Origin of the sequence: Limnohabitans sp. 63ED37-2, from assembly GCF_001412535.1 — a bacterium.
In the GTDB taxonomy this organism is placed as follows: domain Bacteria; phylum Pseudomonadota; class Gammaproteobacteria; order Burkholderiales; family Burkholderiaceae_C; genus Limnohabitans_A.
This window is the reverse complement of the sequence record NZ_CP011774.1, coordinates 2,763,787-2,788,923: the sequence shown is the minus strand read 5'-3', so window position 1 is coordinate 2,788,923 and position 25,137 is coordinate 2,763,787. Positions and strand designations below refer to the sequence as shown.

Here is a 25,137-nt window from a genome sequence, read left to right as displayed (position 1 = left end):
ACACATGAGCACAGTTGGATTGATTGGTTTGGGGGCCATGGGCTCGGGCATGGCCGCATCGCTGCGCCGCGCTGGGCACGCGGTGCAGGTGTTTGATGTGCGCCGCGAGGTGGCCGAGGCCTTCACCAACGCAGGCGGGACCGCGCACGACACACTGGCCTCGTTGGGCGCAGCCTGTGATGTGGTGGTGTCTGTGGTGGTCAATGCCGCGCAGACCGAAGCCGTGTTGTTTGGCGACGGCACCACGCCCGGATGCGCGGCCAGCATGAAGCCCGGCAGCGTGTTTGTGATGTGCTCCACCGTGGACCCCAATTGGTCGGTGGCCCTGGAAGCGCGACTGGAAGCCATGGGCCTGCGCTATGTAGATGCGCCCATCTCGGGTGGCGCGGCCAAAGCGGCCAGTGGCCAAATGACCATGATGACCGCAGGCAAGCCCGAAGCCTACGCGCTGGCCGAGCCGTTTTTAAATGCCATGGCCGCCAAGGTTTACAAGCTGGGCGACAGCGCAGGCGCGGGCAGCAAAGTCAAGATCATCAACCAGTTGCTGGCGGGCGTGCACATTGCCGCTGCGGCCGAAGCCATGGCGCTGGGCTTGCGCGAGGGCGTGGACGCCGCCGCTTTGTACGAGGTGATCACGAACAGCGCGGGCAACAGCTGGATGTTTGAAAACCGCATGGCCCATGTGCTGGCGGCCGATTACACGCCGCTGTCGGCCGTGGACATTTTTGTGAAAGATTTGGGCATCGTGCTCGACATGGCGCGTGCCAGCAAGTTCCCCTTGCCACTGTCTTCCACCGCGCACCAGATGTTCATGCAGGCGAGCACCGCGGGCTTTGCCAAAGAAGACGACAGCGCCGTGATCAAAATTTTCCCGGGCATTGAACTGCCGAAAGGCAAGGCATGAGCGCTTTGAAACTGGGTTGCATTGCAGACGACTTCACCGGCGCCACGGACCTGGCCAACAACTTGGTGCGCTCGGGCATGCGGGTGGTGCAAACCATCGGTGTGCCCACAGGGCCTCTGGCCGCTGATGTTCATGCCGTGGTGGTGGCACTCAAGTCGCGCACCATCCCCGCCGCCGAGGCCATTGCGCAATCGCTCGACGCCTTGAAGTGGTTGCAGGCGCAAGGCGCACAGCAAATTTATTTCAAATACTGCTCGACCTTTGACAGCACACCCGAAGGCAACATCGGCCCGGTGACCGAGGCGCTGATGGACGCGCTGGGCACCGACTTCACCATCGCCACGCCCGCCTTTCCGGACAACGGTCGCACCGTGTTCAAGGGTTATCTGTTTGCGGGCAATGTGTTGCTCAACGAGTCGGGCATGCAAAACCACCCGCTCACCCCGATGACCGACGCGAATTTGGTGCGTGTGATGCAAGCGCAAACGATGCGCAAGGTGGGTTTGATCGACTACAAAACTGTGGCACAAGGTGAGGCCGCCATCCGCGAACGCATCGCTGCTTTGCGCACTGAAGGTGTAGGCGTGGCCGTGGTCGACGCGACCAGCAACGACGACCTGCATCGGCTCGGGCCTGCTTTGCAAGGCATGCCGCTGGTCACTGCGGGCTCGGGCGTGGCCATTGGCCTGCCCGCTAACTTTGGCCTCCAGCCTTCGCTGCAAGCCAGCCAATTGCCTTCGGCCAAGGGCTTGCAAGCCGTGGTCTCGGGCAGTTGCTCTGTGGCCACCAACGCACAAGTGACGCACTTCAAAAGGGCAGGCCGCCCCGCGATGGCGATCAACCCTGCGGCGCTGATGCACGGCCAAAGCGATGCCGTGGTGCAGCAGGTGCTGGCTTGGGCCGCACCGCTGTTGAAAGATGGCCCGGTGCTGGTGTACTCCACCGCCGAGCCCGAGGCCGTCAAAGCCGTGCAGGCCCAGCTGGGCGTGTCCGAGGCGGGTGCCTTGGTCGAACACGCGCTGGCTGCTGTGGCACGGGGCCTGGTGGGTTTGGGTGTGCAACAGTTGGTGGTGGCTGGCGGTGAAACCTCGGGTGCTTGTGTGCAAGCGCTGGGCATTGCGCAGCTGCAGATCGGGCCGCAAATCGACCCCGGTGTGCCTTGGTGTCATGCACCGTCATTCACTGGGGGGGTGCACATCACGCTCAAGTCGGGCAACTTTGGCACCGAAGACTTTTTCACCAAAGCCTTTACAGTCTTGGCATGAGCAGCGCCGAAACCCAAGCCCGTGAAGAAATTTGCCGCGTGGGCCGCAGCCTGTTCGAGCGCGGCTATGTGCACGCCACGGCAGGCAACATCAGCGTGCGTTTGGACGATGGTTTTCTGATCACACCGACCGATGCGTGTTTGGGTTTTCTTGACCCAGACCGCCTGGCCAAGCTTGATCTGCAAGGCCAACAGGTCAGCGGCGACAAGGGCAGCAAAACCATCGCTTTGCACCGCCAGATTTATGCCGCTGCGTGTGAGTCAGATGCCGCTACGCGCTGCGTGATCCACACCCACAGCACACACTGCGTGGCGCTCAGCCTGAACGCCACCAGCCCCGAATTGCTGCCGCCCATCACGCCTTATTTTGTGATGAAAGTTGGCCATGTGCCTCTGGTGACGTACCACCGCCCGGGCAGCCCGGATGCGGCCCAAGAAGCGGCTCAGCTGATCCGCCAATACGCCGCACAAGGTGCACCGATCCGCGCCGTGATGCTCACGCGACTGGGCCCCAATGTCTGGCACGACACCCCCGCAGCCGCCATGGCCACACTTGAAGAGCTGGAAGAAACCGCACGGCTCATGCAGCTCCATCCCCACACACCACCCCTGCACGCCAGCGCACTGGACGAACTTCGCCAGGCCTTTGGCGCCCGTTGGTAAACCTCGAAAGAACCCCATGCCTCGTTTTGCCGCCAACCTGTCGATGATGTACCCCGACCTGCCGTTTTTGGACCGCTTTGAAGCCGCGGCCCAAGACGGCTTCAAGGCCGTGGAGTATTTGTTCCCTTACGCATTTCCTGCGCAAGAACTGGCCGCCCGCCTCAAGGCCAACGGCCTGCAGCAAGTGCTGTTCAACATGCCACCGGGCGGCACCGACACCGAGGGCTTTGCCAAGGCCTGGGAAACCGGCCAACGTGGCACGGCCAGCGTCCCCGGTCGCGAGGCCGATTTTCGAATCGGTTTTACACAAGCCCTCATTTATGCCGAGGCGCTGAACTGCCCACGCATCCACGCCATGGTGGGTTTGCGCTCTGATGGCGTGAGCGCTGATGCCGCAGACGCCACCCTCGTCAGCAACTTGCAATGGGCCGCTGCAGAAGCGGCCAAAGCAGGGCGTGATGTGCTGGTGGAGCCCATCAACACCCGCAGCGTGCCGGGTTTTCACCTCAACCGCCAAGACCACGCGCACCGCATCGTGCAGGCGGTGGGGGCTGCGAATGTGAAGGTGCAGATGGACCTGTTCCACTGCCAGATCGTTGAAGGCGACTTGAGCGCCAAGATTGCCCAGTACCTGCCCACAGGCCGGGTGGGGCATTTCCAGATTGCCGAAGTGCCCAACCGCCACGAGCCGGGCACAGGCGAGGTGAACTGGACACACATTTTCCATACCATCGACAAGGTTTCGGCCGAGTGCGGGTGGGACGGTTGGATCGGTTGTGAGTACAACCCGGCCGATGCGTCGGCGGGTGGTACTTCACGCGGCCTGAACTGGGCGCGGCCTTACCTCTGAGGCCGCTTGTACCAGCGCCATCGCCCATCCGGTGGGCGATGGAAGCTGGATGGCCCCGATCACACCATCGGGAAAGGCAAAGCGCGCAAGCGCTTGCCGTTGAGTGTGGCGATCGCGTTGGCAATGGCTGGCGCCAAGGGCGGCAGACCCACTTCGCCAATGCCACCGGGGTGGTTGTCGGTGGGCATCACCTTCACCATCACTTCGGGCGTTTCGTTGGCACGCAGCACCTGGTACTTGTTCAGGTTGGTTTGCTGAGGCTCACCCGCCCTGAAGTCCATGTGTTCGTGCAAGGCCGCGGACAAACCAAAGATCACCGAGCCTTCGATTTGCGCCTGGATGTTTTGTGGCTGCAACGCATGACCGCAGTCCACGGCAGTCCAGACCTTGTGCACCTTGGGGCGGCCGTTGGCGATGGAGACTTGCACCACCATGCCGCAGTAAGTGTTCCAGGCGTCCGAGAACGCCAGACCCAGCGCATGACCCTTGGGCAACTTGGCCTTGCCCCATTGGGACATGTCGGCCACCGCCTTGAGCACGGCCTGGCCACGCGGGTGTTTCTTGAGCAGGTCCATGCGGTAAGCCAGAGGGTCTGCTTTCACGCCACGCGCCACTTCGTCGATCAGGGTCTCGATGGCGAACTTGGTGTAGCCCGGACCCACCGCACGCCAGAAGCCGGCCTGGATACCCCGCTCTTCGATCATGAACTGCACGCTGTGATCGGGAATGTCGTAGGTGATTTCGGTGCCTTCCATCACGGGGGCATCCTTGCCGCCGGCTGCCTTGAAGGCTGGCGGTACAACCCGTGAATAAATACCTTCGGACACCACGCGGTGCAGCAGGCCCACCAGTTTGCCCTGCGCGTCCACACCGGCCACCAAATGCTGACCGGTCATGGGGCGGTACTTGTCGTGGACGATGTCGTCTTCGCGGGTCCAGATGACCTGGATCGGGGTGCCTGGCATGGCCTTGGCCACCAAAGCGGCATCCGCCGAGTAGTCGGCCTCCACACGGCGACCAAAACCACCCCCCAACAAAGTGATGTTGACCTTGATGTTTTCCGGCTTGAAGCCGGCTGCGCCCGCCACTGTGCCCGTCACAAACGAGGCCGACTGGGCGGGTGCCCAGACCTCGATCTTGTCGCCGTCCACACGCGCGGTGCAGTTCATCGGCTCCAGGCAAATGTGGCTGACCATTTCGCTGGTGTAGGTGGCGCTGAAGGTGCGGGTGGCACCCGCCAATTGCTTGGCCGCATCCCCGTGTGCGATGAAGGCGACGCCTTTGTCGTTCAGGTCTTCTGCGCGTTTGGTGTACTCCACGCGCATTTGGTCGGTGTACTGCACGCGGGCCTTGGACTTTTGACTCCAGACGACCTTGAGTTTGTCACGCGCCACTTTGGCGGTGTAGAAGGAATCGGCCACCACGGCCACGCCGTAAGGCAAACGCACCACGTTCTTGACGCCCGCCACCGCACGGGCGGCGCTGTCGTCCACGCTCTCCGGCGTCTCGCCTTGCACCGGGGCTCGCAGCACCGAGGCCCAGAGCATGCCGGGCAAACGCTGGTCAATGCCGTACAGCGCCTGGCCGCTCGACTTGGATGGTACATCCACGCGGGGAATGTCTTTGCCAATCAGGCGGAACTGCGCCATGGGCTTGAGCATGCTCTTGTCCACCTTGGGCAGCTCGGCCGGGACCGTGGCCACCTTGGCAATGTCGGCATAACTCATGCTGCGGCCACCACTGTGGATCACGCGGCTGGCTTCGGTGCGCAGCTCACCCGCAGGCACACCCATGGCCTGGGCCGCAGCGTTCACCATCACCAAGCGGGCTTGGGCACCCGCCAGGCGCAGCGGCTCGTAATAGCCTTGCACCGTGCGCGAAGCGCCGGTGGTCATGCCGCCACCAAAGCGGGGGTTGCCAAAGCGCTTGGGGTCGCTGGGTGACTGCACCACACGCACTTGGCTCCAGTCCAGGTCCATCTCTTCGGCCAGCAGCATGGGCATGGCCGTCATGGTGCCTTGGCCCATTTCAGAGGCAGGCGACATCAAGGTCACCACGCCGTCCAAGCCGATGTTGATCCAACTGTTGGGGGCAAAGCCGCCTGCGCCGGGCGCCTGGGCCAGTGCCAATTCGGTTTGTGTCAGGCCAAAAGACAGGCCCAAAGCCAAACCGCCCGAGCCGAGGATGAAAGAACGACGCGACACGCTGGGTGTCAGTGGGGTGTTCATGGTTTTCATGCCTTGCCTCCTTGGAGGGTTTTCTGGGCGTGCGAGACCGCGCTGGCGATCTGGTTGTAAGTGCCGCAGCGGCAGATGTTGCCGCTCATGGCTTCTAGAATTTCGGTGCGGCTGAGGTTCTTTTTAACCACGCTGATCACCTTGGCCGCTGTCATGAGCTGGCCCGACTGGCAGTAGCCGCATTGCGGCGCTTGGGCTTTGACCCAACCGGCTTGCAAAGCTTGACCGGTCGGCGTCTTCATCAGGCCTTCGACGGTGGTGATGTTTTTGCCTTCTACGGCCGACACGGGCAGTGCGCAAGAACGTACTGGGTCACCGTTCAGGTGCACGGTGCAGGCGCCGCACTGGGCAATGCCGCAGCCGAACTTGGTGCCCGTGAGGTTGAGTTTTTCGCGGATGACCCACAACAAAGGGGTCTCTGGTGTGGCATCGACCGAGACGGCCTCGCCATTGACTTTGAATCGAACCATGCGTGTCTCCAGTGGGGTCTTGCGGTGCAGCCTGCCATTGGCCGCGCAAAACACATGCTTTGCGCCTGCAACGTGAGATCAAGAAGTTAAAGCGACCACAGCGTCCAAGATGTCGCACAAGGCTCAAACCCGGGCAAACCCTGAGGTGTCGTGTCGTCTCAAGGCACCGAAACAAGGCTCAAGCGCTCAGTCCACACACCGTCTTGGAGCCTTGCCAGTTGCTGAGCGCTTGGCTCAAATCCGTGCCCCTTCGCATAGCGGTCATTTCGGCCACGATGCTCAGCGCGATTTCGGGTGGGGTCAAAGCGCCAATGTTCAGTCCCACAGGCCCGTGCAACTGCTGCACTTCCGCTTCGCTCACATCAAAGTCGAGCAAGCGCTTGCGGCGCTGCGCGTTGTTGTGCAGCGAGCCCAGTGCACCCACATAAAAAGCTGGGGAGCGCAGTGCCTCCATCAGGGCCAGGTCGTCGAGCTTGGGGTCGTGTGTAACGGCCACCACCGCGCTGTTGTGGTCCAGCCGCATGGCCAGCACCAGGTCGTCAGGCATCTCTTTGGACAAGGTCACGCCCGCCATGGCTTCCCAGCCCTCGTGGTACTCGACTCGCGGCTCGCACACGGTAACTTGGTAGTCCAGCATCACGGCCATGTTGGCCAAATAGCGCGACAACTGGCCACCACCAATGATGAGCAAACGCAGGCGCGGGCCGTGCACCGTGGTCAGGCTTTGGCCATCAAACTGCAGCTTGTCGCCTTCGGCGGCCGCACTCATGCGCACCATGCCCGTGGCCATGTCCATGCGGCGTTCCACGCGCTGGTGTTGTTCGATCAGCACCAGCAATTCACGCAGCTGCGACTGGGCCGACAGGGGCTCCAGCACCACTTGCACCGAGCCGCCGCAGGGCAATCCAAAACGGCGCACCTCTTCGGCGGTTTGGCCGTAGGTGGTGGTGTCGGGCAGGCGCAGCGCCAGCTCGCCCGCGGCCACGCGGCGGATCAAATCGTCTTCGATGCAGCCGCCAGACACCGATCCGGCCACCTGGCCATCATCCCGGATGATCATGAGCGAGCCGGGTGGGCGCGGGGCCGAGCCCCAGGTGCGCACCACCGTGCCCATGACCACGCGGTGGCCCCGGCTTTGCCAGTCCAGCGCGGTGCGGATCACGTCGATGTCGATGCTGTTCATGGGGGTCTCTTTTTTTAGGGGTCCAAATCGTGCGGCCAGTGCAGGCTTTGCCCTGTCAACTGCGCCACCGCCTGGCAGTCTGTTTCATTGTCCACATCCAGGCGGTAGTGACCATGGGGAGTTTCCCAGTGGTACACGGCTTCGGGGTGGGCCTGTTGCCATTGGCGTGCGCCCATGTGTTCGTCGCCCGCCAAAATTTGCGCCATCACTGCGCCAGAGAACACCACCGGGTTGCCGGGCAAGCCTTGCACACTCGGTTGCAGCATCTGCGTGCCAGCTGGGCGCTGCGCAAAGGCTGCCAGCAGCGCTTGCACCGCCTGCACATCGATCAAGGGTTGGTCGGCCAGCGCCACCACCACCATGTCCAGCTCAGCGGGCATGGCCTTCAAGCCGATGCGCAGGGAGCTGACATGGCCGTCATCGGGCCGCGGGTTGCGTACCTGTTGGGCAGCCCAACGGCTCAACACCCCTTCTTGCAAGATGCGCTCGACGTGGTGCCCGAGCACCACCCCCACGGGCCGCACACCCGCCAGCGACAAGGCCTGCAATTGCCGCTCCAGCAGGCTCATGCCGTTCAACTGCAACAGGCATTTGGGGCGGTTTCCCATGCGGCTGCCCGCGCCTGCAGCCAGCACCAACCCGCCCACGCGCAGGGCGGGTTCTGTGGTGGGCTGAGCCAGCGTTGTCACATTCAATCGGGCGCTCCGTGGGGGTGGTGGACCGGACATTGTGCCGAGGTCCTGCGTCCGTGCTGCCGCTTTGGCGTCACCTCTGTGAATGCCCGACGTGGTCAGCCTGTTCCAAACACGCTAAAGTGTTTTTCTTTTGTGCCGCCCCGAGGAGCCCCCACCATGAACGCCCCCCTGCACCGCGAAATGCCCGGCCACCTGCTCGACAGCGCCCGCGCCCTGAACGACGTGACCCAAGCTTGGGACAGCACCATCGTGCCCGAGCTGAAAAATTACATCGAGATCCCGGCCAAGTCGCCCGCGTTTGACGCCGACTGGGCCGCACACGGCCACATCGAATCGGTGCTGCGCCGTGCCGCGCAATGGGTCGAGGCGCAAAAGGTGGAAGGCCTCACCCTCGAGATCATCCAGCTGCCCGGTCGCACGCCGATCATGTTTTTTGAAGTGGCCGCCACCCGCGCGGCCAGCGAGGGCTCGGGCCAGACAGTGCTGATGTACGGCCACCTGGACAAGCAGCCGGAGTTCAACGGCTGGCGCAACGACCTCGGCCCCTGGACCCCGGTGTACGAAGACGGCAAGCTCTATGGCCGAGGCGGCGCAGACGACGGTTATGCGGTCTACGCCAGCATTGCCGCCGTGCAGGCGCTCAAAAGCCAAAAAACACCGCACCCGCGCATCGTCGGCCTGATCGAGACCTGCGAAGAATCTGGTTCGTATGACCTGCTGCCTTATGTGGACGCCTTGCGCACCCGCATGGGCGATGTGGGCTTGGTGATTTGCCTAGACAGCGGCGCGGGCAACTACGACCAGCTGTGGCTGACCACCAGCCTGCGCGGCATGGCTAGCGGCACGCTCAAGGTTCAGATCCTCACCGAGGGCATCCACTCGGGCGATGCCTCGGGTCTGGTGCCGTCAAGCTTTCGCATCATGCGCCAAGTGCTCGACCGCCTGGAAGACAGCACCACCGGCCGCTTGCTGCCCGCCAGCTTCCATTGCGAAGTGCCTGCCGAGCGATTGGCGCAAGCGCAGGCCACCGCCGCCATCTTGGGCGACGAGGTGTACAAGCGGTTCCCGTGGGCGCACTACGACTGCGGCGGCTCGACCACCTTTGCCTTGCCCACCACCACCGACCCGACACAAGCCCTGCTCAACCGCACCTGGACACCCACACTGAGCGTGACCGGGGCGGAAGGTTTTCCGGCGCTGAAAGACGCGGGCAATGTGCTGCGCCCCTACACCGCCTTCAAACTCAGCCTGCGCTTGCCCCCCCTGGTGGATGCCGCGCAAGCCGTGGCCGAGATGAAAGCCCTGCTCGAAGACAACGCGCCCTACCAGGCCAAAGTTACTTTCGAATCGGGTGGCGGTGCCACCGGCTGGAACGCGCCCGACACCTTGCCTTGGTTTGAACAAGCCCTCAACAGCTCGAGCCAAGCGCACTTTGGCGCGGGCGTGGGCTACATCGGGCAAGGGGGCACCATTCCGCTCATGAACATGCTCAGTGCCGGTTTCCCGAAGGCGCAAATGATGGTTTGTGGCGTGCTCGGACCCAAGAGCAACGCGCATGGGCCGAACGAGTTTTTGCATGTGCCATACGCCAAAAAACTCACCGCTGCCGTGGCCGAAGTCATGGCCCGCATGCCCTGATGAACCTCATCACGCGCCCCTCGCTGCCGCGCCCCAGCCTGTCGGCTTTGCAGGGTGAGGCGGGTCAACTTGCTGTCTATGACTGGGCCCTGCCTGTCAGTCGGCCTTTGGGCACGGTGCTCTTGGTGCACGGCCTGGGCGAACACGCCGGGCGCTACGGCGAGGTGGCGGCGCATTTGTACCAATGGGGTTTTGCGGTGCGGGCTTATGACCACCAAGGCCACGGCCAGTCCGAAGGACCACGCGGTGACCTGCTGCGCCCCGGCAGCTTGCAAGCCGACTTGTGCCGGGTGATCGACGACACACGCCAGCGCCCGGCCCTGAAGGACTTGCCCCTCATCTTGCTGGGCCACAGCATGGGTGGCTTGGTGGTGGCCCGTACGCTGGCCGAACAGCTGCGCTCGGTCGATGCTGCGGTGTTGTCATCGCCTGCCTTGGGTGCTTTCCCCAGTTTTTTCCAGAAAATCCTGCTGGCGACCTTGCCCCGCGTGGTGCCCCACTTGCGCGTGGACAACGGCCTCAAAACCGAGTTTGTGTCGCGTGATCCCGATGTGGTGAAGGCCTACAAGGCCGATGCGCTCGTGCACCGTCGCATTTCAGTGGGTTTGGCCGCATGGATTTTGGAAAACGGCGAGAAGACCTTGCACGATGCGTCGAAGTGGCAAGTGCCCACCTTGTTGCTGTACGCGGGGCAAGACAAGCTGGTCAACCCGCAGGCCACAGCCGACGTGGCAAACGCCGCACCTCAGGACGTGGTGCAGGCCCAGTGTTTTGAGGCCATGTACCACGAGATCTTCAACGACCTCTACCGCGCTCAGGTGTTCGCCGCGCTCAAGCGCTGGCTGCTGGCGCGTTTTTCTGCTCAGCCCTCTGTTTAAGTACCATCCACACCAGCGCCATGCCGGTCAAGGCCACGGGCAAGATCGAGCCGATGTTGAGCCAAGTCCAGCCCTGTGTGGTGACCAGAGCGCCTGAGGCGAACGAGGTCAGCGCCATGGTGGCGAACACAAAGAAGTTGATGGCCGCTTGGCCCCGGTCTTTTTCGGCAGGGGTCCAGGCCTTCATGGCCAGCGTGGTGCTGCCGGTGAACAGGAAGTTCCAACCCAGCCCCAGCAAGAACAGCGAGATCAGGAACTGGTGCAGCTCCACGCCCGACAAGGCAATCGCGATACAAGCGAAGTTGATGAGCACACCCACCGCCATGATCTGCAGCGTGCCAAATTTTTTGATCAGGTGGCCTGTGAAAAAGCCCGGCGCGAACATGCCGATCACATGCCACTCCAGCACCAGCGCTGCATCGTCAAAACTGAAGCCACACACCTGCATGGCCAGCGGCGTAGCCGCCATCAGCAGGTTCATCACGCCGTAACTCAGGGCCGCTGCAGCCGCCGCCACCATAAACACAGGCTGGCGCATGATCTCGGACAGGGGACGGCCCGCGCTGTCGCCCGGCTTTTTGGCGGGCACAGCAGGGAAGCGGATGAAGTTCATGCACACCATGGCCAAAATCGCCACGATGCCCAGCGCCATGTAAGCGCCCAAAAACGGTACTTCGTACAAAGTGCGGGTGCGCGAAGCCAGGTTGGGGCCCACGATGGCGCCGATCAAACCACCCGCCAAGACGAGTGAAACCGCTTTTTCCTTGAAGCCGTCTGCCGCCAACTCGGCCGCCGCAAAACGGTACAACTGGCCGTTGGCACTGTAGTACCCGGCAATCACCGTGGCCGACACCAGCAGCCAAAAGTTGTGGCTCCAGGCGGCATAAGCGGCCAGTAGCGCCGAAAACAAAGCCACCCCCAGCCCCAGCTGAAACGACACCTTGCGCCCCCAGCGCGACTGGCTCTTGGCCACCAAACCGGTCGACAGCGCACCACCCACCACATAGCCCATGACCGGCAGCGTCGCCATCCAGCCCAGGGGTGCCATCGACAAACCCACCAAGCCATTGATGGCGATGAAAGTGACGTTGTTGGTGAAGAACAGCCCTTGGCAGAGCGTGAGGAGGATGAGGTTGGCGTTCATACCCGGCAGTGTATCCCCGGTCCGCACGGCGGGTCCGCGCTTTGGTGACTGGCGCCCATCGCCCGGTAAAATCATCGCTTTCGCCAGCCCGCACGGGCCTGGCCAGCATTGGACCCCCTAGGCGGTCCGCACGATCTTCAGGACCCCTTGTGACCTACGCCCACGAAACCCGGCGCCGCCGGACGTTTGCCATCATTTCGCACCCCGACGCGGGTAAAACCACGCTGACCGAAAAGCTCTTGCTGTTCTCGGGCGCGATCCAGATCGCCGGTTCGGTCAAGGCCCGCAAGGCCTCGCGCCACGCCACGTCCGACTGGATGGAAATCGAAAAGCAACGCGGCATCTCGGTGGCTTCGTCCGTGATGCAGATGCTCTACCGTGAGCACGTCATCAACCTGCTCGACACGCCCGGCCACAAAGACTTCTCGGAAGACACCTACCGCGTGCTGACTGCCGTGGACTCGGCGCTCATGGTCATTGACGCGGCCAACGGTGTGGAAGCGCAGACCCGCCGCCTGATCGAAGTCTGCCGTCAACGCGACACGCCCATCATCACTTTTGTGAACAAGATGGACCGCGAAGTGCGTGACCCACTCGATATTCTTGATGAGGTTGAGCGCGAACTGGGCATGCCTTGTGTGCCCATGACTTGGCCTGTCGGTCAGGGCAAATCGTTTGGCGGCATCGTCAACCTGCGCACGCAGGCCATGACGGTGTTCGACTCCGGCAGCGAACGCCTGCCGCAAGACTTCGAAACCATCCCGCTCACCGAGCAAGCCCAACTGGCCGAGCGCTTTGGCCTGGAGTGGCAAACCGCCATGGACAGCATGGAGCTGGCCACTGGGGCATCGCCCGCGTTTGACGAAGCGGCATTTTTGGCGGGCAAACAAACGCCCGTGTTCTTTGGCTCCGGTGTGAACAACTTTGGCGTGATGGAAGTGCTGGACGCCTTGGTCGACCTGGCCCCCGCGCCCAAGCCCCGCACCAGCAACCTGCTGGTCAACAAGCAGCCCGTGGTCAAAGAAATCCAGCCCGAAGACAGCGCGTTCTCGGGCGTGGTGTTCAAGGTCCAGGCCAATATGGACGCCAACCACCGCGACCGCATCGCCTTTGTGCGCATGGCGTCGGGCAAATACACCCCCGGCATGAAGCTCAAGGTGCAGCGCACCGCCAAAGAACTGCGCCCCACCAGTGTTGTCACGTTCCTTTCGCAGCGCCGCGAAGCGGTCGACGAAGCCTATGCGGGCGACATCATCGGCTTCACCACCCACGGCGGCGTGCAGCTGGGCGACACCATCACCGATGGCGCGAATCTGCAATTCACCGGCCTGCCCTTCTTTGCACCCGAACTCTTCATGACCGTGATCCTGAAGAACCCGCTGCGCACCAAACAACTGCAAACCGGTTTGGACCAACTCGGTGAAGAGGGCGCGATTCAGGTTTTCAAGCCCGAAATCGGCGGCCCCATGCTGCTGGGCGCGGTGGGCCAGCTGCAGTTTGAAGTGGTGCAACACCGCCTCAAAGCCGAATACGACTGCGATGTGCGTCTGGAGGGTTGCCAGTACACTGGTGCCCGTTGGATCACCGCCGACACCCCGGCCGAGTTGCGCGAATTCACCAACGCCTACCCGCAGCGCATGTCGCTGGACGCGGCAGGCACGCTGGCGTATTTGTGCACCAGCCCATATGACGTGCGCCTGGCGCAAGAGCGCTTTCCCAAGATTCACTTTCACCCGCTGCGCGAGCATGCGGGCCTGGCGCTGGGGTCTGCGGGCTGAAGGGGCGCGTGGGGGGCAAGCCAATTTGTGTGTGACCACCCAACAGGTCAAAAACTCCTCACCAATTCCAAAGCGTCCCATCATGCTGCAGCCGGTTCACCGGCAAATAAGCCCTTTGGTACGGGTACCTGGCTGCCAGCTTCTCGTCGATGTCGACCCCGTGGCCGGGTGACTCGCCGCAGTGCATCATGCCGCGCTCAAAGCGGTAATCGTGCGGGAAGACCGAGAGCATTTCTTCGCTGTGGGGCATGAACTCTTGCACCCCAAAGTTGGGCACCCAGGTGTCAAAGTGCAGTGCCGCGCCCATGCACACGGGGGACAGGTCGGTCGCGCCGTGGCAGCCGGTGCGCACTTGGTAGAGGCTGGCCAAGTCGGCGATGCGCCGCAGGTGCGTGATGCCGCCCGCGTGGACCACGGTGGTGCGGATGTAATCGATCAGCTGTTTTTCGATCAGGGTCTTGCAGTCCCAGATGCTGTTGAAAATTTCGCCGACCGCGATCGGTGTGGTGGTGTGGTGGCGTATCCACAGGAAGGCGTCTTGGTTTTCGGCGGGCGTTGGGTCTTCCATCCAGAACAGGCGCATCGGCTCCAGCGCCTTGCCCAGCTGGCCCGCTTCGATGGGCGTCAGGCGGTGGTGCACGTCGTGCAGCAAATGGATGTCAGGGCCCACAGCTTCGCGCACGGCTTCGAACAGGCCGGGGGTATGACGCAGGTACTTTTCGGTGCTCCAGTCGTGTTCGCTGGGCAAGTTGCCGTCGGCGGGCTCGTACAGGCGCTTGGTGCCGCTCACGCCATAGACCTTGTTCAGGCCCGGCACGCCGCTTTGGGCGCGGATGGCCAAGTAGCCTTCTTCTTGGTGGCGCAAAACTTCGTCCACCGTCTCGGCGGTGTCGCGGCCGTTGGCGTGGCCGTAGACCATCACCCCGGTACGGCTGCGTCCGCCCAGCAACTGGTACAGCGGCATGTTGGCCATCTTGGCCTTGATGTCCCACAGCGCGGTGTCCACGGCGGCAATCGCGCTCATGGTCACCGGGCCGCGCCGCCAGTAAGCGCCTCTGTAGAGGTACTGCCAGATGTCCTCGATCTGCTGCGGGTCGCGCCCGATCAGGCAGGGGACGACATGGTCCTCAAGGTAGCTGACCACGGCCAGCTCACGGCCGTTGAGCGTGGCATCGCCCACGCCGTATACACCTTGGTCGGTCTCGATTTTGAGGGTGACAAAGTTGCGGCCGGGGGAACACACGATGACGCGGGCGGCGGTGATTTTCATGGCTCAGGCCCCGGCCAGTTGCTGAACGGCGTGGTCCACACCGTGCTGCAGGATGTGTTGGTGCCAGTGAATGACGCGGGCAATCCAGGCAGCGTGGTGGGGCAAGGCGCTGCCCCACAGGTCTTCGCGGCCCAGCAGGGCACGCACGCAGGCCTCGGGTTCGGTGTGCTGGGCTGCGCCCATCGCCATCAAGCTTTCGGCTTGGGGGTCGTTCAGGGCATAGGCTTGGCCGCTTTCGTCGACGGCCAATGTGTAGCGCACGAACACGGCAGCCGCCAGGGCGTGGTGTTCAAACGAAGCGCCATGGGCGATTTGCCCCAGCACAGAAGGTGGCCAGCGCTGCGGGATTTTTTGCGAGCTGTCGGTGGCGATCTGGTGCACGCTGTGCTTCAAATACGGGTTGCCAAATCGGGCGATCAGGGCGTCGCGGTAATCGGTCCAGTCGCTGCGGGAGAGGTGCGGTGCGACTTCTTGGCCCATCAGTTGGTGCACAAAAGTGCGGATGTGTGGCACCCCAATGCAGCTGGCAATGAAGGGCCTGCCCGTGATGGCACCCATGAGCGCCATGGCTGTGTGGCTGCCGTTGAGCATGCGCAGCTTGGCTTCTTCGTAGCTGTGCACATCACCCGTCACACGCACACCAGCGCTTTGCAGCAAGGTGGCGTCAGACGGGTCCGCAAAGCGGTCTTCGATCACCCACTCCCAAAAGCCTTCGGTGCTGAGCGATGCGTCGTCGCGCAGGCCCAGCGCTTGGCTGGCGGCGGCCAGCACTTCGGCGGTGGCGGCGGGCACGATGCGGTCGACCATGCTGCAAGGAAAGGTGCAGTGCGTGTCCAGCCAGCGCAGCAACGCTGCGTCCTGAGGCGTAGCGGCGGCTTTGACCAAAGCCAGCAGCTTGTGGCCATTGCCTTGCAGGTTGTCACACGAGGCCACGGTGATGCCGGGCAAGCCGCTTTGCTGGCGCAGGCGCAGGCCGTCCAGCAGCAGCTGGCCCAAAGCGGGGGTATAGCCTTTTTCTGTGACGGTGAGGGTGACCCAGCGCGTGGCGGGCGCGGCGATGGCTTGCACGACCGTTTCGCGTTCAGTGGCGGCCACATTCATGCGCCACAGTGCGCCGGGCACTTGCCACTTCACACCCGAGCCATCGGCCACGCGCACAGCGTACAGGCCGTCTTGCGCACGCAGCAGATTCACCAAGTCGGGCCGAGTCATGCCCACGCCGTGTATGCCCCAACGTGTGTCGCCCGTGGTCAGCAGATGGTCAAACACCATGGCTTGGTGGGCCCGGTGAAAAGCGCCCAAACCCAGGTGCACCACACCCGGGGCATGGCGGCGGCGGTCATAAATCGGGGTGTGGATGTCAGCGGGCAGCGATGCCAGGGTGAGGGCTGAGAGGTGCATGGGTGTCTAAGGGTGTGCGTCCCAACGGGGAAGGTCGCGGTCAGTCAATGTTCATCGTTCGGTCAGCTTTTTCTCTGATGCTTCAATTTCGGCCCAGGTCGTGTCGTCGATCCAGATGCCCGATTGCTCGCGTTCGGCGCGTGCGGTGCGCTCGGGCTCGCCCGCCAGTTTCACGCCCTCGCTGCCGGGTGCATCGGGGCTTTGGCGCAGCCAGTCGGCAAAGGCCAAGGCTTCTTGTTCAAATAGGGCTTGTGTGCCCAAGCGCACGGGGTCGATCAGCATGGTCAGCATGCCGTTGAGTACTGCGCGTTGGTGGTCGGCCTCGCGGTGCCAGGTGCCACTGCCCGTCAGCGCACCGCCCAGCAGCTCGCAGGCCATGGCCATGCCAAAGCCTTTGTGGTCGCCAAAGGTCATGAGTGCGCCAAACATACCGTTGGACTGCGGCACCACCACCACGCCGGGGTCGGTGGTGGGGTGGCCGTGTTCGTCGATCAAATAGCCGAGCGGCACTTGCTCGCCCTTGTTGTGGGCCACACGCATCTTGCCTTGCGCCACGCGGCTGGTGGCAAAGTCCAGCACAAAGGGTTCGCGGCTGCCCATGGGCACACCGATGCAGCAGGGGTTGGTGCCAAAACGCCCATCACCGCCGCCAAAGGGGGCGACCACGGGGCGAGAGAGCACGTTCACAAAATGCACCGACACCAGACCTTGGGCCACAGCCATTTCGGCAAAGTGCCCGATGCGGCCCAAGTGGTGTGAGCGGCTCAGCGCCACGGTGCACACGCCGTGCTGCTTGGCGCGTTCAATGCCCATTTGCATGGCTTGCACGCCGGTGATCTGACCGTAGCCGCGTTGGCCATCCAGATTCAGCAAAGGACCGGTGTCGAGCAAAACTTGGACACCCGTATTGGGCGACAGCCCCCCTTCGAGCACCGCGTCCACATAACGCGGCACCATGCCCACGCCGTGCGAGTCGTGCCCACTCAGGTTGGCCATCACCAGGTTGTCGGCCACCTGTGCGGCCTCGGCCGGGGCGCTGCCTGCTTGTTCAATGATGCGGGCGACTTTGGCACGCAGCTCGGCGGCTTGGATGCGTTGGCTCATGTGGAAGCTTTCAATAAATCAAGGGAGAAACCGTCACGCGCACTCACATCACCGCGCCCACTTGCCATGGCACAAACTCGTTTTGGCCGTAGCCGTGGCGTTCGCTCTTGGTGGGCTCGCCAGACGCTGCCGCCAAGATCATTTCAAAGATGCGTTGGCCCATCTCGGCGATGCTGACACCGCCGTCCACGATCTCGCCGCAGTTCAGGTCCATGTCCTCTTCTTGTTTTTTCCAGAGCGCGGTGTTGGTCGAGAACTTGAGGCTGGGCGAAGGGGCGCAGCCATAAGCGCTGCCGCGCCCGGTGGTGAAACAAATCAGGTTGGCACCACCCGCTACCTGGCCAGTGGCACTCACCGGGTCATAGCCGGGTGTATCCATGTAAACAAAGCCTTTGGCGGTGACCGGCTCGGCGTACTCGTACACCGCTTGCAGGTTGCTGGTGCCGCCTTTGGCCACCGCACCCAAAGACTTTTCCAAGATGGTGGTCAGGCCACCCGCTTTGTTACCGGGCGAAGGGTTGTTGTTCATCTCACCGCCGTTGATGGCGGTGTAGTTTTCCCACCATTTGATGCGCTCGATCAGCTTGTGCGCCACTTCGGGCTTCACAGCGCGGCGTGTGAGCAAATGCTCCGCGCCATAAATTTCGGGGGTCTCACTTAGGATGGCGGTGCCGCCGTGCTGCACCAACAGGTCCACCGCTGCGCCCAGCGCCGGGTTGGCGCTGATGCCCGAATAACCGTCGGAGCCGCCACATTGCAAGCCCACCGTGATGTGTTCGGCGCTACAAGGTTCGCGCGTGATGGCATTGGCGCGGGGCAGCATCTCTTCGATCAGGGCAATGCCTTTTTCGACCGTGAGGCGTGTGCCGCCCGAGTCCTGGATGTTGAAGACCTTGAGTGTCTCGCCCACACGCAAGCTGCTGTGCGCCAGCCAGGTGCTGAGTTGGTTGGCTTCACAACCCAGGCCCACCACCACCACGCCCCAAAAGTTGGCGTGGGTGGCATAGCCTGCCAAGGTGCGCTCCAAAAGCTGGATGCCCAGACCTTCAGTGTCCATGCCGCATCCGGTGCCGTGCGTCAAAGCGACCACGCCGTCGACATTCGGGAAGTTGGCGAGTGCCGCAGGGTTGTTGCGTCTGGAGAAATGGTCGGCAATGGCGCGTGCAGCGGTGGCCGAGCAGTTCACGCTCGACAAAACGCCGATGTAATTGCGTGTGGCCACGCGGCCGTCGCTGCGCTTGTAGCCCATGAAAGTTGCCTGCTTGCGCTCTGGTTCGGGCTTCACGTCTTGGCCAATGGCGTAGTCGCGCTCGAAGTTGCCTTTGTCTGCGCCCATGTTCAAGTTGTGGGTGTGCACATGCTCGCCCGGCGCAATGGCTTGGTGGGCAAAACCAATGATCTGGTTGTAGCGGCGCACGGGCTCGCCCGCCGCGATGGCGCGGGTGGCGACTTTGTGGCCCGGCGGGATCAGGCCGCGCACGGCCACGCCGTCGACGGTGCTGCCGCTCATGAGTTGGCTGCGGGCGATGACCACATCGTCAGAAGGGTGCAGGCGAATGAAGAGATTGGACATGTTGAGCTTCGTTTAAAAACGGGGCCAAAACACAGCCCCGTGGATTCAATAAAACTGCTTGGGCAACCACAGCACCAAGCTGGGCATGTAGGTGATGACCGCCAAGCTGCCCAACAAGGGGAACAGCCAAGGCAAGATGGCCATGGTGGTGCGCTCCACACTGAGCTTGGCCACACGCGCCAGCACAAACAGCACCATGCCCATGGGTGGGTGGAGCAAACCGATCATCAGGTTGAGCACCATGATCAGACCGAAATGCACCAGGTCAATGCCCAGCTGTTGGCAAATCGGCACCAAAATCGGCACCAGGATGGTGATCGCAGCGGTAGGTTCAAGGAAGCAACCCACAAACAGCATCAAGGCGTTGGCCAGCAGCAAAAACACCCAAGGCTCTTGGGTGAAGCCCAGTACCCATGCGGAGATGGCGGTGGTCACGCCTGTGGCCGTCAGCATCCAGCCAAAAATGCTGGCTGCGGCCACGATGAACAGCACCGTGGCGGTGGTTTCCACCGTGTCCAGGCAGATCTTCACGAACATCTTGAAGTTGAGTGTGCGGTACCAAAAGAAGCCCAATGCAATGGCCCAGACGCAGGCCGCAATCGCGCCTTCGGTGGGGGTGAACACGCCGGTGGTCATGCCGCCAATCAGGATCACAGGGGTCATGATGGGCAAGACGGCCTGAAAGTTGAAAAACTTGTCGGCGGCGAACAAAACGATCAGGGCGACAAACACCGTGAGTTGCGGCGGTGTACCCATGGCTGTGACCAGCCACCAAATGGCCAGCGGCCAGCCCACCACCACAGCGGTTTCGGCCAAGGCCTTGATGACTTTGGGCCACTCGAATTTCACATCGGCGCCCCAGCCGTTTTTGTGGGCGAAATAGGCGACCGTCAGCATCATGAGCAGCGCCATGAAGATGCCGGGCAAGATGCCCGCGAGGAACAAGGCGCCCACCGAGACGTTGGCCATCATGCCGTAGATCACAAAGGGCAAGCTGGGTGGAATGATGGGGCCCAGCGTGGCCGAAGCAGCGGTGACGCCTACGGCAAATTCGGTGCTGTAGCCATGGTCTTTCATGGCCTTGATCTCGATGGTGCCCAGGCCCGCCGCGTCGGCAATGGCCGTGCCGCTCATCCCCGCAAACACGACCGAGCCCACCACGTTGACGTGGCCCAAGCCGCCCTTGAGCCAGCCCACCAAGGCCAGCGCGTAGTTGTAGATGCGGTTGGTGATGCCCGCGTTGTTCATCAGGTTGCCGGCCAGAATGAAGAAAGGCACGGCCAAGAGCGGAAAGCTGTCGATGCCTGAGACCATGCGGTGGATGACCACAAAGGGGGGCGAGCTTTCGGCAAACAAGAGGTAGATCAGCGACGCGCCGGCCATGGCAATGGCCACCGGGATGCCGCCACTCATGAGAAAGAGAAAAATGATTTTCAGCATGGAAAACTTTCAGGAGAGGCGGTTTCAGCGGTCGGTCATTTCGGATTCGGGGCGTTGCAGCACGGTGTAGCCGCGTTGCCAATGCACCTTGGCCACCCAGATGGAGCGCAAGCACATGGCGGCAAAACCGGCCATCACCACGCCATAAACCAAATTCATGGGCAAGTCGATGATGGTCATCTTGTAGCTGCCCAGCTTTTGCATCATTTGGCCAGTGAGGAATGTGGCGGCCGCAAAGAAGGCGGTACGCATCACATCGACCACTAGGCCCATGGCGCGGCCCATCCAGTCGGGCATGAAGCGAAAGAAAAAGTCCACTTGAATGTGGTTGTTTTTGGCCACGCCGATGGTGGCACCGGTGAAGACGGTGGCAATGAGCAAATAACGCGCAATCTCTTCGGTCCAAGAGGCCGAGTCGTTCAAGACATAGCGCGTGAAAAATTGGTAAAAAACCGTCAGGCCCAATGCCCAAAAGAAAGCCAGAGCCACCCAAGCTTCGATGGGTGTGCCCGACAGATCGACGTCGTCGTCGGTGGCGTGAAACTGGCCATCTTCACCCATGACTTTGGGCATGGCATCGAGGTCGGGGAGGTTGCTCATGGGTTGTCCTAGAGATCGAAAACTTGGCCGCATGAGCAGACCGAACTCAGTGAGTTCGGTCTGCAAAGCTTGGCCAAAGCGTCAGGCCAGTGCCATTGGCACAAAACCTGACGGGCGAGCGCCTTACTTGGCCGCTTGGATCTTGTCGAAGTCAGACTGTGTGAAACCCATGGAGGTCAGGGGCTTGTTTTTCAGCACAGCGTCTTGGAACGACTTGCGGTCCACCTGCACGATTTGCAGGCCTTTTTTCTTGAACTCGTCCACCAACTCGGCTTCGCGGGCCTTGATCTTGGCGGTGGCTCGCACAGCGGCTTCTTGCGTCACTTCGGTGAACATCTTCTTCTCGGCATCGCTGAGCTTGTTCCAGACGTGCGGCGCAATTTGTGTGGTCAAGCCGTCCACGATGTGGCCGGTCAGCATGATCGCCTTTTGCACTTCAAAGAACTTCTTGGCTTCGATGGTGGTCAATGGATTCTCTTGGGCTTCCACAGTGCCGTTTTGCAGGGCCAAATACACTTCGGCAAAAGCAATCGGGGTGGGGTTGGCGCCGCAGGCCTCAGGCGTGGCGCGGTAGGCGGGCACGTCGGGCACTCGGATCTTTATGCCCTTCATGCCAGCGCAGTTGGTGAAGGCTTTTTGTGCGGTGGTGTGGCGAGCGCCATAGTAGGTGTATGCCGTGACTTGGATGCCCGTCTTGGCCCGGAACTCGGACACCATTTCCTGGAAAACGGGGCTCTTGGAGTAAGCAATCAGGTGGTCGCCATCGCGGAAGATGAAGGGGTAGTAGGCAATGCCAAAGCGGGGGTAGGTGCGGGCCGCAAAAGAGGGGCCGCTGATGATCATGTCCACCGTGCCCAGGGTCAGGCCTTGGTTGATGTCGGTTTCTTTGCCCAGGGTAGAGGCAGGGAAGACCTGGATGTCGAACTTGCCGTTGCTGCGTTTTTTGATTTCTTCGGCCGCCCACACCGATTCGGTGTGGTAGGGCTCAGAGGTCTCGTAGACGTGGGCCCACTTGAGTTTTTGCTGGGCCTGCACCGCAGTGCTGCCGAGCACGGTCATGGCGCCCACGGCAAAAGCGCCGACGGTGGCCAGGGTCTTCAAGGTCAATCGTTTGCTCATCAAAGTCTCCTCGTTGGTATAAAAAAATGCTGACGCGGGAAAAATGCATGCCTATAACCGACCATTTGACGGGTGGGCTAACGGGCAGGGGCGCGGCGCCAGCTCGCGCTGTATCTTTTGTAGGCTTGTCTCAGGTGTTTTTGCATGGTCTTGCGGGCGGCGCTGGGGTCGTGTGCCTCGATGGCCAGCAGCACCTGCTGGTGCTCGCCAATGGCCGCCTGCCAAGATTCGGGGTGTTCAAAATAGTCGCCCAGCCGCTCGAACAGGGGGCCGTTGCGTGCTTGCCAATAGCGTTGCACGGTGTCGAGTAAAACACTGTTGCCACAAGCCTGGGCAATGGCTTCGTGAAAGGCTTCGTCGCCCTCGCGTGGCACCTGGTCGCGGGCGGCTTCGAGCTTCATTTGTTGCAAGCCGGCTTTGATGGCTTTGAGGTCGGATTTTTGGGCGTGGGTGGCGGCCAAAGCAGCCACTTCGGCCTCGACCAACAAGCGGGCACTCATGACCTCCAGCGGGCCCCAGTCTGCAGGGGTGTTGTCATCGGCTGCAGCTGGGGCGGATGATTTGCCGGGCTGCTCCGTGCGCTGTACGTAAATGCCCGAGCCGGTGCGCACCTCGATCATGCCTTCGACCTCGAGTGCGATCAGGGCTTCGCGCACCGAAGGGCGGCTCACGCCCAGTTGCGCGGCCAAGTCGCGTTCGGCGGGTAGACGTGAGCCCAATGCGAACTCGCCCGACACCATCAGAAGCCGAATTTGATCGGCAATCTGGCGGTACAGGCGCTGCGGGGCCACGGTTTGCAAGGGCATGAGGGGTGATCAGGGATAACGTGAATTGGACAAGTGGTCAGACCAGTTGCAGAATCATCACATGTTCAAAAGGCAATGCAACTCCGCACAAACCCGCATGGCGGCTGTCACGCAAACGACGTGTGGCGCAGCGCCTGTGTCGCATGCTGCAAAGCCCTGAAGGCTTGGGAGTTGCCCGTGGCGCCTGTTCCTGTTTTTTTGGTTTATTTCATCACCCCTGTTGCCCCACATGACCCCAGTCACCATTGAGCGCGTGAGCCTTCGGCAAGTGAACTTGCCGCCCAAGGTCTTGCGCACCGACGCCATCCAGTCTTTTGTGACGCAGGAAACCATTTTGCTCACGCTGCACTGCAGCGACGGCATCGCGGCCACTGGCTATGCCTACACCATTGGCACGGGTGGCTCTTCGGTCATGGCTCTACTCAAGGATCACTTGGCCCCGCGTTTGATCGGACGCAACCCGGTCTTGGTCGAGGCGATCTGGAAGGATTTGTTTTTTCACACCCACGCCACTGCCGTGGGGGCCATGACCAGCTTGGCTCTGGCCTGTGTGGACACAGCTTTGTGGGACTGGCGTGCGCAAAGCCAAAGTCTGCCGCTGTGGCAGTTGCTGGGCGGGGCGCAAGCGAGGGTGCCGCTCTACACCACCGAAGGCGGTTGGTTGCACCTGTCTCCTCAGGCGCTGGTGGACCAAACTTTGGAGGCGCAAGCCCAGGGCTTCAAAGGCGCCAAGATCAAAATTGGCCGCCCGCATGTGAGCGAAGACGTGGCCCGGCTGAGTGCGGTGCGTGACGCGGTGGGGCCGGGCTTTGACTTGATGACCGACGCCAACCAGGGCTTCAACCGTGCCGAGGCCGTGCGCCGGGCGCGGGCCTTTGATGGCTTGGGACTGGCGTGGATGGAAGAGCCCTTGCCCGCCGAAGATGTCTCGGGCCACCGCCAACTGCGCGAGCACACCACCGTCCCCGTGGCGGTGGGTGAGTCGATGTACCACCCGATGCAGTTCCGCGAATACCTGGAGCAAGGCGCGTGTTCCATCGTGCAGCCCGATGTGTCACGCATTGGAGGCATCACCCCCTGGATCAAAACAGCGCACCTGGCCGAAACCTTTGACGTGGCGGTGTGCCCGCACTTCTTGATGGAGTTGCATGTCAGCCTGTGCGCGGCCGTGCCCAACGCCACTTGGGTCGAATACATTCCGCAGCTCGACGACATCACCACATCGCGCATGCAAGTTCAAGACGGCTTTGCCATCCCACCCGACGCCCCTGGCTTGGGCATCACCTGGGATTGGGCGGCCATCACCGAAAGACAAATCACCCATCTGGAGATCCAAACCCCATGAGACTCAAAGGAAAAATTGCGCTGGTCACCGCAGCAGGCCAAGGCATTGGCCAGGCCGCAGCACTGGCCATGGCCGCAGAAGGCGCCACCGTCTATGCAACCGATGTGAATGCCGAACTGCTCAAGTCGTATGAGGGCGTGGCCAATGTGCACACCGCCGTGTTGAACGTGCTTGACAAAGCGGCCATTGCCGCCCAGGTGGCCCGCCTTCCGCGCATCGACATCGTTTTCAATTGCGCAGGCTTTGTGCACAATGGCAACATTGAACTGGCCACCGACGAAGATTGGGACTTCGCCTTCAACCTGAATGTGCGTTCCCAGTTTTGGATGATCCAGGCGGTCATCCCCAAAATGGTCGCGCAGTTTGCGCAAACCGGCCACGGCGGCAGCATCATCAACATGGCCAGCGTGTGTTCCAGCGTTAAAGGCCTGCCCAACCGCTTCATTTATGGCACCAGCAAAGCGGCTGTGATTGGTCTGACCAAAAGCGTGGCCGCTGACTATGTGCGCCAAGGGGTGCGTTGCAACTGCATTTGCCCCGGTACAGTGGACACGCCCTCGCTGCAAGACCGCATCAACAGTTATGCAGACCCGGTGCAGGCCCGCAAGGACTTCATCAACCGCCAGCCCATGGGCCGTTTGGCGCAGGCAGCAGAGATTGCACCCATCGTCACTTTCCTTGCTTCCGACGAATCCATCTTCGCCACGGGCAATGCCTACATGGTCGACGGTGGCATGACCATCTGAACCACTTTATTGAATGACTGAAAGCCACA

Annotated in this window: 22 protein-coding genes; 9 read left to right on the top strand and 13 right to left on the bottom strand. The window is 62.0% G+C overall.

Annotated features, from left to right (window positions below; genetic code table 11):
- The first annotated feature begins 4 nt into the window (after nucleotides 1–4).
- From ltnD to otnI, 4 genes are read left to right on the top strand one after another with little or no spacing between them, the layout of a single operon-like run.
- Nucleotides 5–904, top strand: a complete 900-nt coding sequence (gene ltnD / locus L63ED372_RS13120) for an L-threonate dehydrogenase (RefSeq protein ID WP_062406441.1) — start codon at nucleotides 5–7, stop codon at nucleotides 902–904.
- Nucleotides 901–2,169 carry a 3-oxo-tetronate kinase gene (gene otnK, locus L63ED372_RS13115; protein WP_062406438.1) on the top strand — a complete coding sequence of 423 codons (1,269 nt, stop codon included), beginning with the start codon at nucleotides 901–903 and terminating at the stop codon, nucleotides 2,167–2,169. Before ltnD ends, otnK begins: the two co-directional genes overlap by 4 nt.
- A complete protein-coding gene (locus L63ED372_RS13110) occupies nucleotides 2,166–2,831 on the top strand; it encodes a class II aldolase/adducin family protein (RefSeq protein ID WP_062406436.1) in 666 nt (221 codons plus the stop codon). The genes otnK and L63ED372_RS13110 overlap by 4 nt, the downstream gene beginning before the upstream one ends.
- A gap of 16 nt (nucleotides 2,832–2,847) precedes the next feature.
- Complete coding sequence (gene otnI / locus L63ED372_RS13105) at nucleotides 2,848–3,681, top strand: 2-oxo-tetronate isomerase (protein ID WP_062406434.1); 834 nt, start codon at nucleotides 2,848–2,850, stop codon at nucleotides 3,679–3,681.
- Between the two features lie 59 nt (nucleotides 3,682–3,740).
- Here the strand turns inward: otnI and L63ED372_RS13100 are convergent, their stop codons facing one another.
- The 4 genes from L63ED372_RS13100 to L63ED372_RS13085 all read right to left on the bottom strand — a co-directional run bounded on the left by L63ED372_RS13100 (nucleotide 3,741) and on the right by L63ED372_RS13085 (nucleotide 8,260).
- Complete coding sequence (locus tag L63ED372_RS13100) at nucleotides 3,741–5,918, bottom strand: xanthine dehydrogenase family protein molybdopterin-binding subunit (protein WP_082431697.1); 2,178 nt, start codon at nucleotides 5,916–5,918, stop codon at nucleotides 3,741–3,743.
- Nucleotides 5,915–6,388 (bottom strand): (2Fe-2S)-binding protein, encoded by a 474-nt coding sequence (locus tag L63ED372_RS13095; protein ID WP_062408107.1) that lies wholly within the window; start codon nucleotides 6,386–6,388, stop codon nucleotides 5,915–5,917. Before L63ED372_RS13095 ends, L63ED372_RS13100 begins: the two co-directional genes overlap by 4 nt.
- A 178-nt stretch (nucleotides 6,389–6,566) precedes the next feature.
- Nucleotides 6,567–7,571 (bottom strand): XdhC family protein, encoded by a 1,005-nt coding sequence (locus L63ED372_RS13090; protein WP_062406432.1) that lies wholly within the window; start codon nucleotides 7,569–7,571, stop codon nucleotides 6,567–6,569.
- Nucleotides 7,572–7,585: 14 nt separating this feature from the next.
- Nucleotides 7,586–8,260, bottom strand: a complete 675-nt coding sequence (locus L63ED372_RS13085; protein ID WP_231624619.1) for a nucleotidyltransferase family protein — start codon at nucleotides 8,258–8,260, stop codon at nucleotides 7,586–7,588.
- Between the two features lie 162 nt (nucleotides 8,261–8,422).
- Between L63ED372_RS13085 and L63ED372_RS13080 the strand changes: the two genes are divergently transcribed.
- Complete coding sequence (locus L63ED372_RS13080; protein ID WP_062406430.1) at nucleotides 8,423–9,904, top strand: M20 family metallopeptidase; 1,482 nt, start codon at nucleotides 8,423–8,425, stop codon at nucleotides 9,902–9,904.
- The gene (locus L63ED372_RS13075) at nucleotides 9,904–10,782 is read left to right on the top strand and encodes an alpha/beta hydrolase (protein ID WP_062406428.1); all 879 of its coding nucleotides are present in this window, start codon (nucleotides 9,904–9,906) and stop codon (nucleotides 10,780–10,782) included. The genes L63ED372_RS13080 and L63ED372_RS13075 overlap by 1 nt, the downstream gene beginning before the upstream one ends.
- Here the strand turns inward: L63ED372_RS13075 and L63ED372_RS13070 are convergent.
- On the bottom strand, nucleotides 10,736–11,926 hold the full coding sequence (locus tag L63ED372_RS13070; protein WP_062406426.1) for an MFS transporter: 1,191 nt from the start codon (nucleotides 11,924–11,926) through the stop codon (nucleotides 10,736–10,738). The two genes, L63ED372_RS13075 and L63ED372_RS13070, sit on opposite strands and share 47 nt — an antisense overlap.
- A 149-nt stretch (nucleotides 11,927–12,075) precedes the next feature.
- Here L63ED372_RS13070 and L63ED372_RS13065 point away from each other — a divergent pair, with 149 nt between their 5' ends.
- On the top strand, nucleotides 12,076–13,704 hold the full coding sequence (locus L63ED372_RS13065) for a peptide chain release factor 3 (RefSeq protein ID WP_062406424.1): 1,629 nt from the start codon (nucleotides 12,076–12,078) through the stop codon (nucleotides 13,702–13,704).
- 58 nt (nucleotides 13,705–13,762) lie between these two features.
- Here the strand turns inward: L63ED372_RS13065 and manD are convergent, their stop codons facing one another.
- The 8 genes from manD to L63ED372_RS13025 all read right to left on the bottom strand — a co-directional run bounded on the left by manD (nucleotide 13,763) and on the right by L63ED372_RS13025 (nucleotide 23,017).
- Entirely contained in the window at nucleotides 13,763–14,974 is a 1,212-nt protein-coding gene (gene manD, locus L63ED372_RS13060) for a D-mannonate dehydratase ManD (RefSeq protein WP_062406422.1), read from the bottom strand.
- A gap of 3 nt (nucleotides 14,975–14,977) precedes the next feature.
- The gene (locus L63ED372_RS13055) at nucleotides 14,978–16,375 is read right to left on the bottom strand and encodes a mannitol dehydrogenase family protein (RefSeq protein WP_062406420.1); all 1,398 of its coding nucleotides are present in this window, start codon (nucleotides 16,373–16,375) and stop codon (nucleotides 14,978–14,980) included.
- A gap of 51 nt (nucleotides 16,376–16,426) precedes the next feature.
- A complete protein-coding gene (locus L63ED372_RS13050) occupies nucleotides 16,427–17,479 on the bottom strand; it encodes a malate/lactate/ureidoglycolate dehydrogenase (RefSeq protein ID WP_062406418.1) in 1,053 nt (350 codons plus the stop codon).
- 43 nt (nucleotides 17,480–17,522) lie between these two features.
- Nucleotides 17,523–19,052: a UxaA family hydrolase gene (locus L63ED372_RS13045; protein ID WP_062406416.1), complete on the bottom strand. Its 1,530-nt coding sequence runs from the start codon at nucleotides 19,050–19,052 to the stop codon at nucleotides 17,523–17,525.
- A 45-nt stretch (nucleotides 19,053–19,097) separates the two neighbouring features.
- Nucleotides 19,098–20,492, bottom strand: coding sequence for a TRAP transporter large permease (locus L63ED372_RS13040; RefSeq protein WP_062406414.1), 1,395 nt, complete (start codon nucleotides 20,490–20,492; stop codon nucleotides 19,098–19,100).
- 24 nt (nucleotides 20,493–20,516) lie between these two features.
- Nucleotides 20,517–21,092, bottom strand: coding sequence for a TRAP transporter small permease (locus tag L63ED372_RS13035; RefSeq protein WP_062406412.1), 576 nt, complete (start codon nucleotides 21,090–21,092; stop codon nucleotides 20,517–20,519).
- A 123-nt stretch (nucleotides 21,093–21,215) separates the two neighbouring features.
- Complete coding sequence (locus tag L63ED372_RS13030) at nucleotides 21,216–22,211, bottom strand: sialic acid TRAP transporter substrate-binding protein SiaP (protein ID WP_062406409.1); 996 nt, start codon at nucleotides 22,209–22,211, stop codon at nucleotides 21,216–21,218.
- A gap of 77 nt (nucleotides 22,212–22,288) precedes the next feature.
- Nucleotides 22,289–23,017 (bottom strand): FadR/GntR family transcriptional regulator, encoded by a 729-nt coding sequence (locus L63ED372_RS13025; protein ID WP_062406408.1) that lies wholly within the window; start codon nucleotides 23,015–23,017, stop codon nucleotides 22,289–22,291.
- 229 nt (nucleotides 23,018–23,246) lie between these two features.
- Here L63ED372_RS13025 and L63ED372_RS13020 point away from each other — a divergent pair, with 229 nt between their 5' ends.
- Nucleotides 23,247–24,362, top strand: a complete 1,116-nt coding sequence (locus L63ED372_RS13020) for a mandelate racemase/muconate lactonizing enzyme family protein (protein WP_062406406.1) — start codon at nucleotides 23,247–23,249, stop codon at nucleotides 24,360–24,362.
- Nucleotides 24,359–25,108: an SDR family oxidoreductase gene (locus tag L63ED372_RS13015; RefSeq protein WP_062406404.1), complete on the top strand. Its 750-nt coding sequence runs from the start codon at nucleotides 24,359–24,361 to the stop codon at nucleotides 25,106–25,108. The genes L63ED372_RS13020 and L63ED372_RS13015 overlap by 4 nt, the downstream gene beginning before the upstream one ends.
- Nucleotides 25,109–25,137 lie beyond the last annotated feature (29 nt).

Bases quoted from the DNA above. Each gene is read 5' to 3' on its own strand.
- ltnD (WP_062406441.1), top strand. From the start codon at position 5: ATGAGCACAGTTGGATTGATTGGTTTGGGGGCCATGGGCTCGGGCATG.
- otnK (WP_062406438.1), top strand. From the start codon at position 901: ATGAGCGCTTTGAAACTGGGTTGCATTGCAGACGACTTCACCGGCGCC.
- L63ED372_RS13110 (WP_062406436.1), top strand. From the start codon at position 2,166: ATGAGCAGCGCCGAAACCCAAGCCCGTGAAGAAATTTGCCGCGTGGGC.
- otnI (WP_062406434.1), top strand. From the start codon at position 2,848: ATGCCTCGTTTTGCCGCCAACCTGTCGATGATGTACCCCGACCTGCCG.
- L63ED372_RS13100 (WP_082431697.1), bottom strand. From the start codon at position 5,918: ATGAAAACCATGAACACCCCACTGACACCCAGCGTGTCGCGTCGTTCT.
- L63ED372_RS13095 (WP_062408107.1), bottom strand. From the start codon at position 6,388: ATGGTTCGATTCAAAGTCAATGGCGAGGCCGTCTCGGTCGATGCCACA.
- L63ED372_RS13090 (WP_062406432.1), bottom strand. From the start codon at position 7,571: ATGAACAGCATCGACATCGACGTGATCCGCACCGCGCTGGACTGGCAA.
- L63ED372_RS13080 (WP_062406430.1), top strand. From the start codon at position 8,423: ATGAACGCCCCCCTGCACCGCGAAATGCCCGGCCACCTGCTCGACAGC.
- L63ED372_RS13075 (WP_062406428.1), top strand. From the start codon at position 9,904: ATGAACCTCATCACGCGCCCCTCGCTGCCGCGCCCCAGCCTGTCGGCT.
- L63ED372_RS13070 (WP_062406426.1), bottom strand. From the start codon at position 11,926: ATGAACGCCAACCTCATCCTCCTCACGCTCTGCCAAGGGCTGTTCTTC.
- manD (WP_062406422.1), bottom strand. From the start codon at position 14,974: ATGAAAATCACCGCCGCCCGCGTCATCGTGTGTTCCCCCGGCCGCAAC.
- L63ED372_RS13055 (WP_062406420.1), bottom strand. From the start codon at position 16,375: ATGCACCTCTCAGCCCTCACCCTGGCATCGCTGCCCGCTGACATCCAC.
- L63ED372_RS13050 (WP_062406418.1), bottom strand. From the start codon at position 17,479: ATGAGCCAACGCATCCAAGCCGCCGAGCTGCGTGCCAAAGTCGCCCGC.
- L63ED372_RS13045 (WP_062406416.1), bottom strand. From the start codon at position 19,052: ATGTCCAATCTCTTCATTCGCCTGCACCCTTCTGACGATGTGGTCATC.
- L63ED372_RS13040 (WP_062406414.1), bottom strand. From the start codon at position 20,492: ATGCTGAAAATCATTTTTCTCTTTCTCATGAGTGGCGGCATCCCGGTG.
- L63ED372_RS13035 (WP_062406412.1), bottom strand. From the start codon at position 21,092: ATGAGCAACCTCCCCGACCTCGATGCCATGCCCAAAGTCATGGGTGAA.
- L63ED372_RS13030 (WP_062406409.1), bottom strand. From the start codon at position 22,211: ATGAGCAAACGATTGACCTTGAAGACCCTGGCCACCGTCGGCGCTTTT.
- L63ED372_RS13025 (WP_062406408.1), bottom strand. From the start codon at position 23,017: ATGCCCTTGCAAACCGTGGCCCCGCAGCGCCTGTACCGCCAGATTGCC.
- L63ED372_RS13020 (WP_062406406.1), top strand. From the start codon at position 23,247: ATGACCCCAGTCACCATTGAGCGCGTGAGCCTTCGGCAAGTGAACTTG.
- L63ED372_RS13015 (WP_062406404.1), top strand. From the start codon at position 24,359: ATGAGACTCAAAGGAAAAATTGCGCTGGTCACCGCAGCAGGCCAAGGC.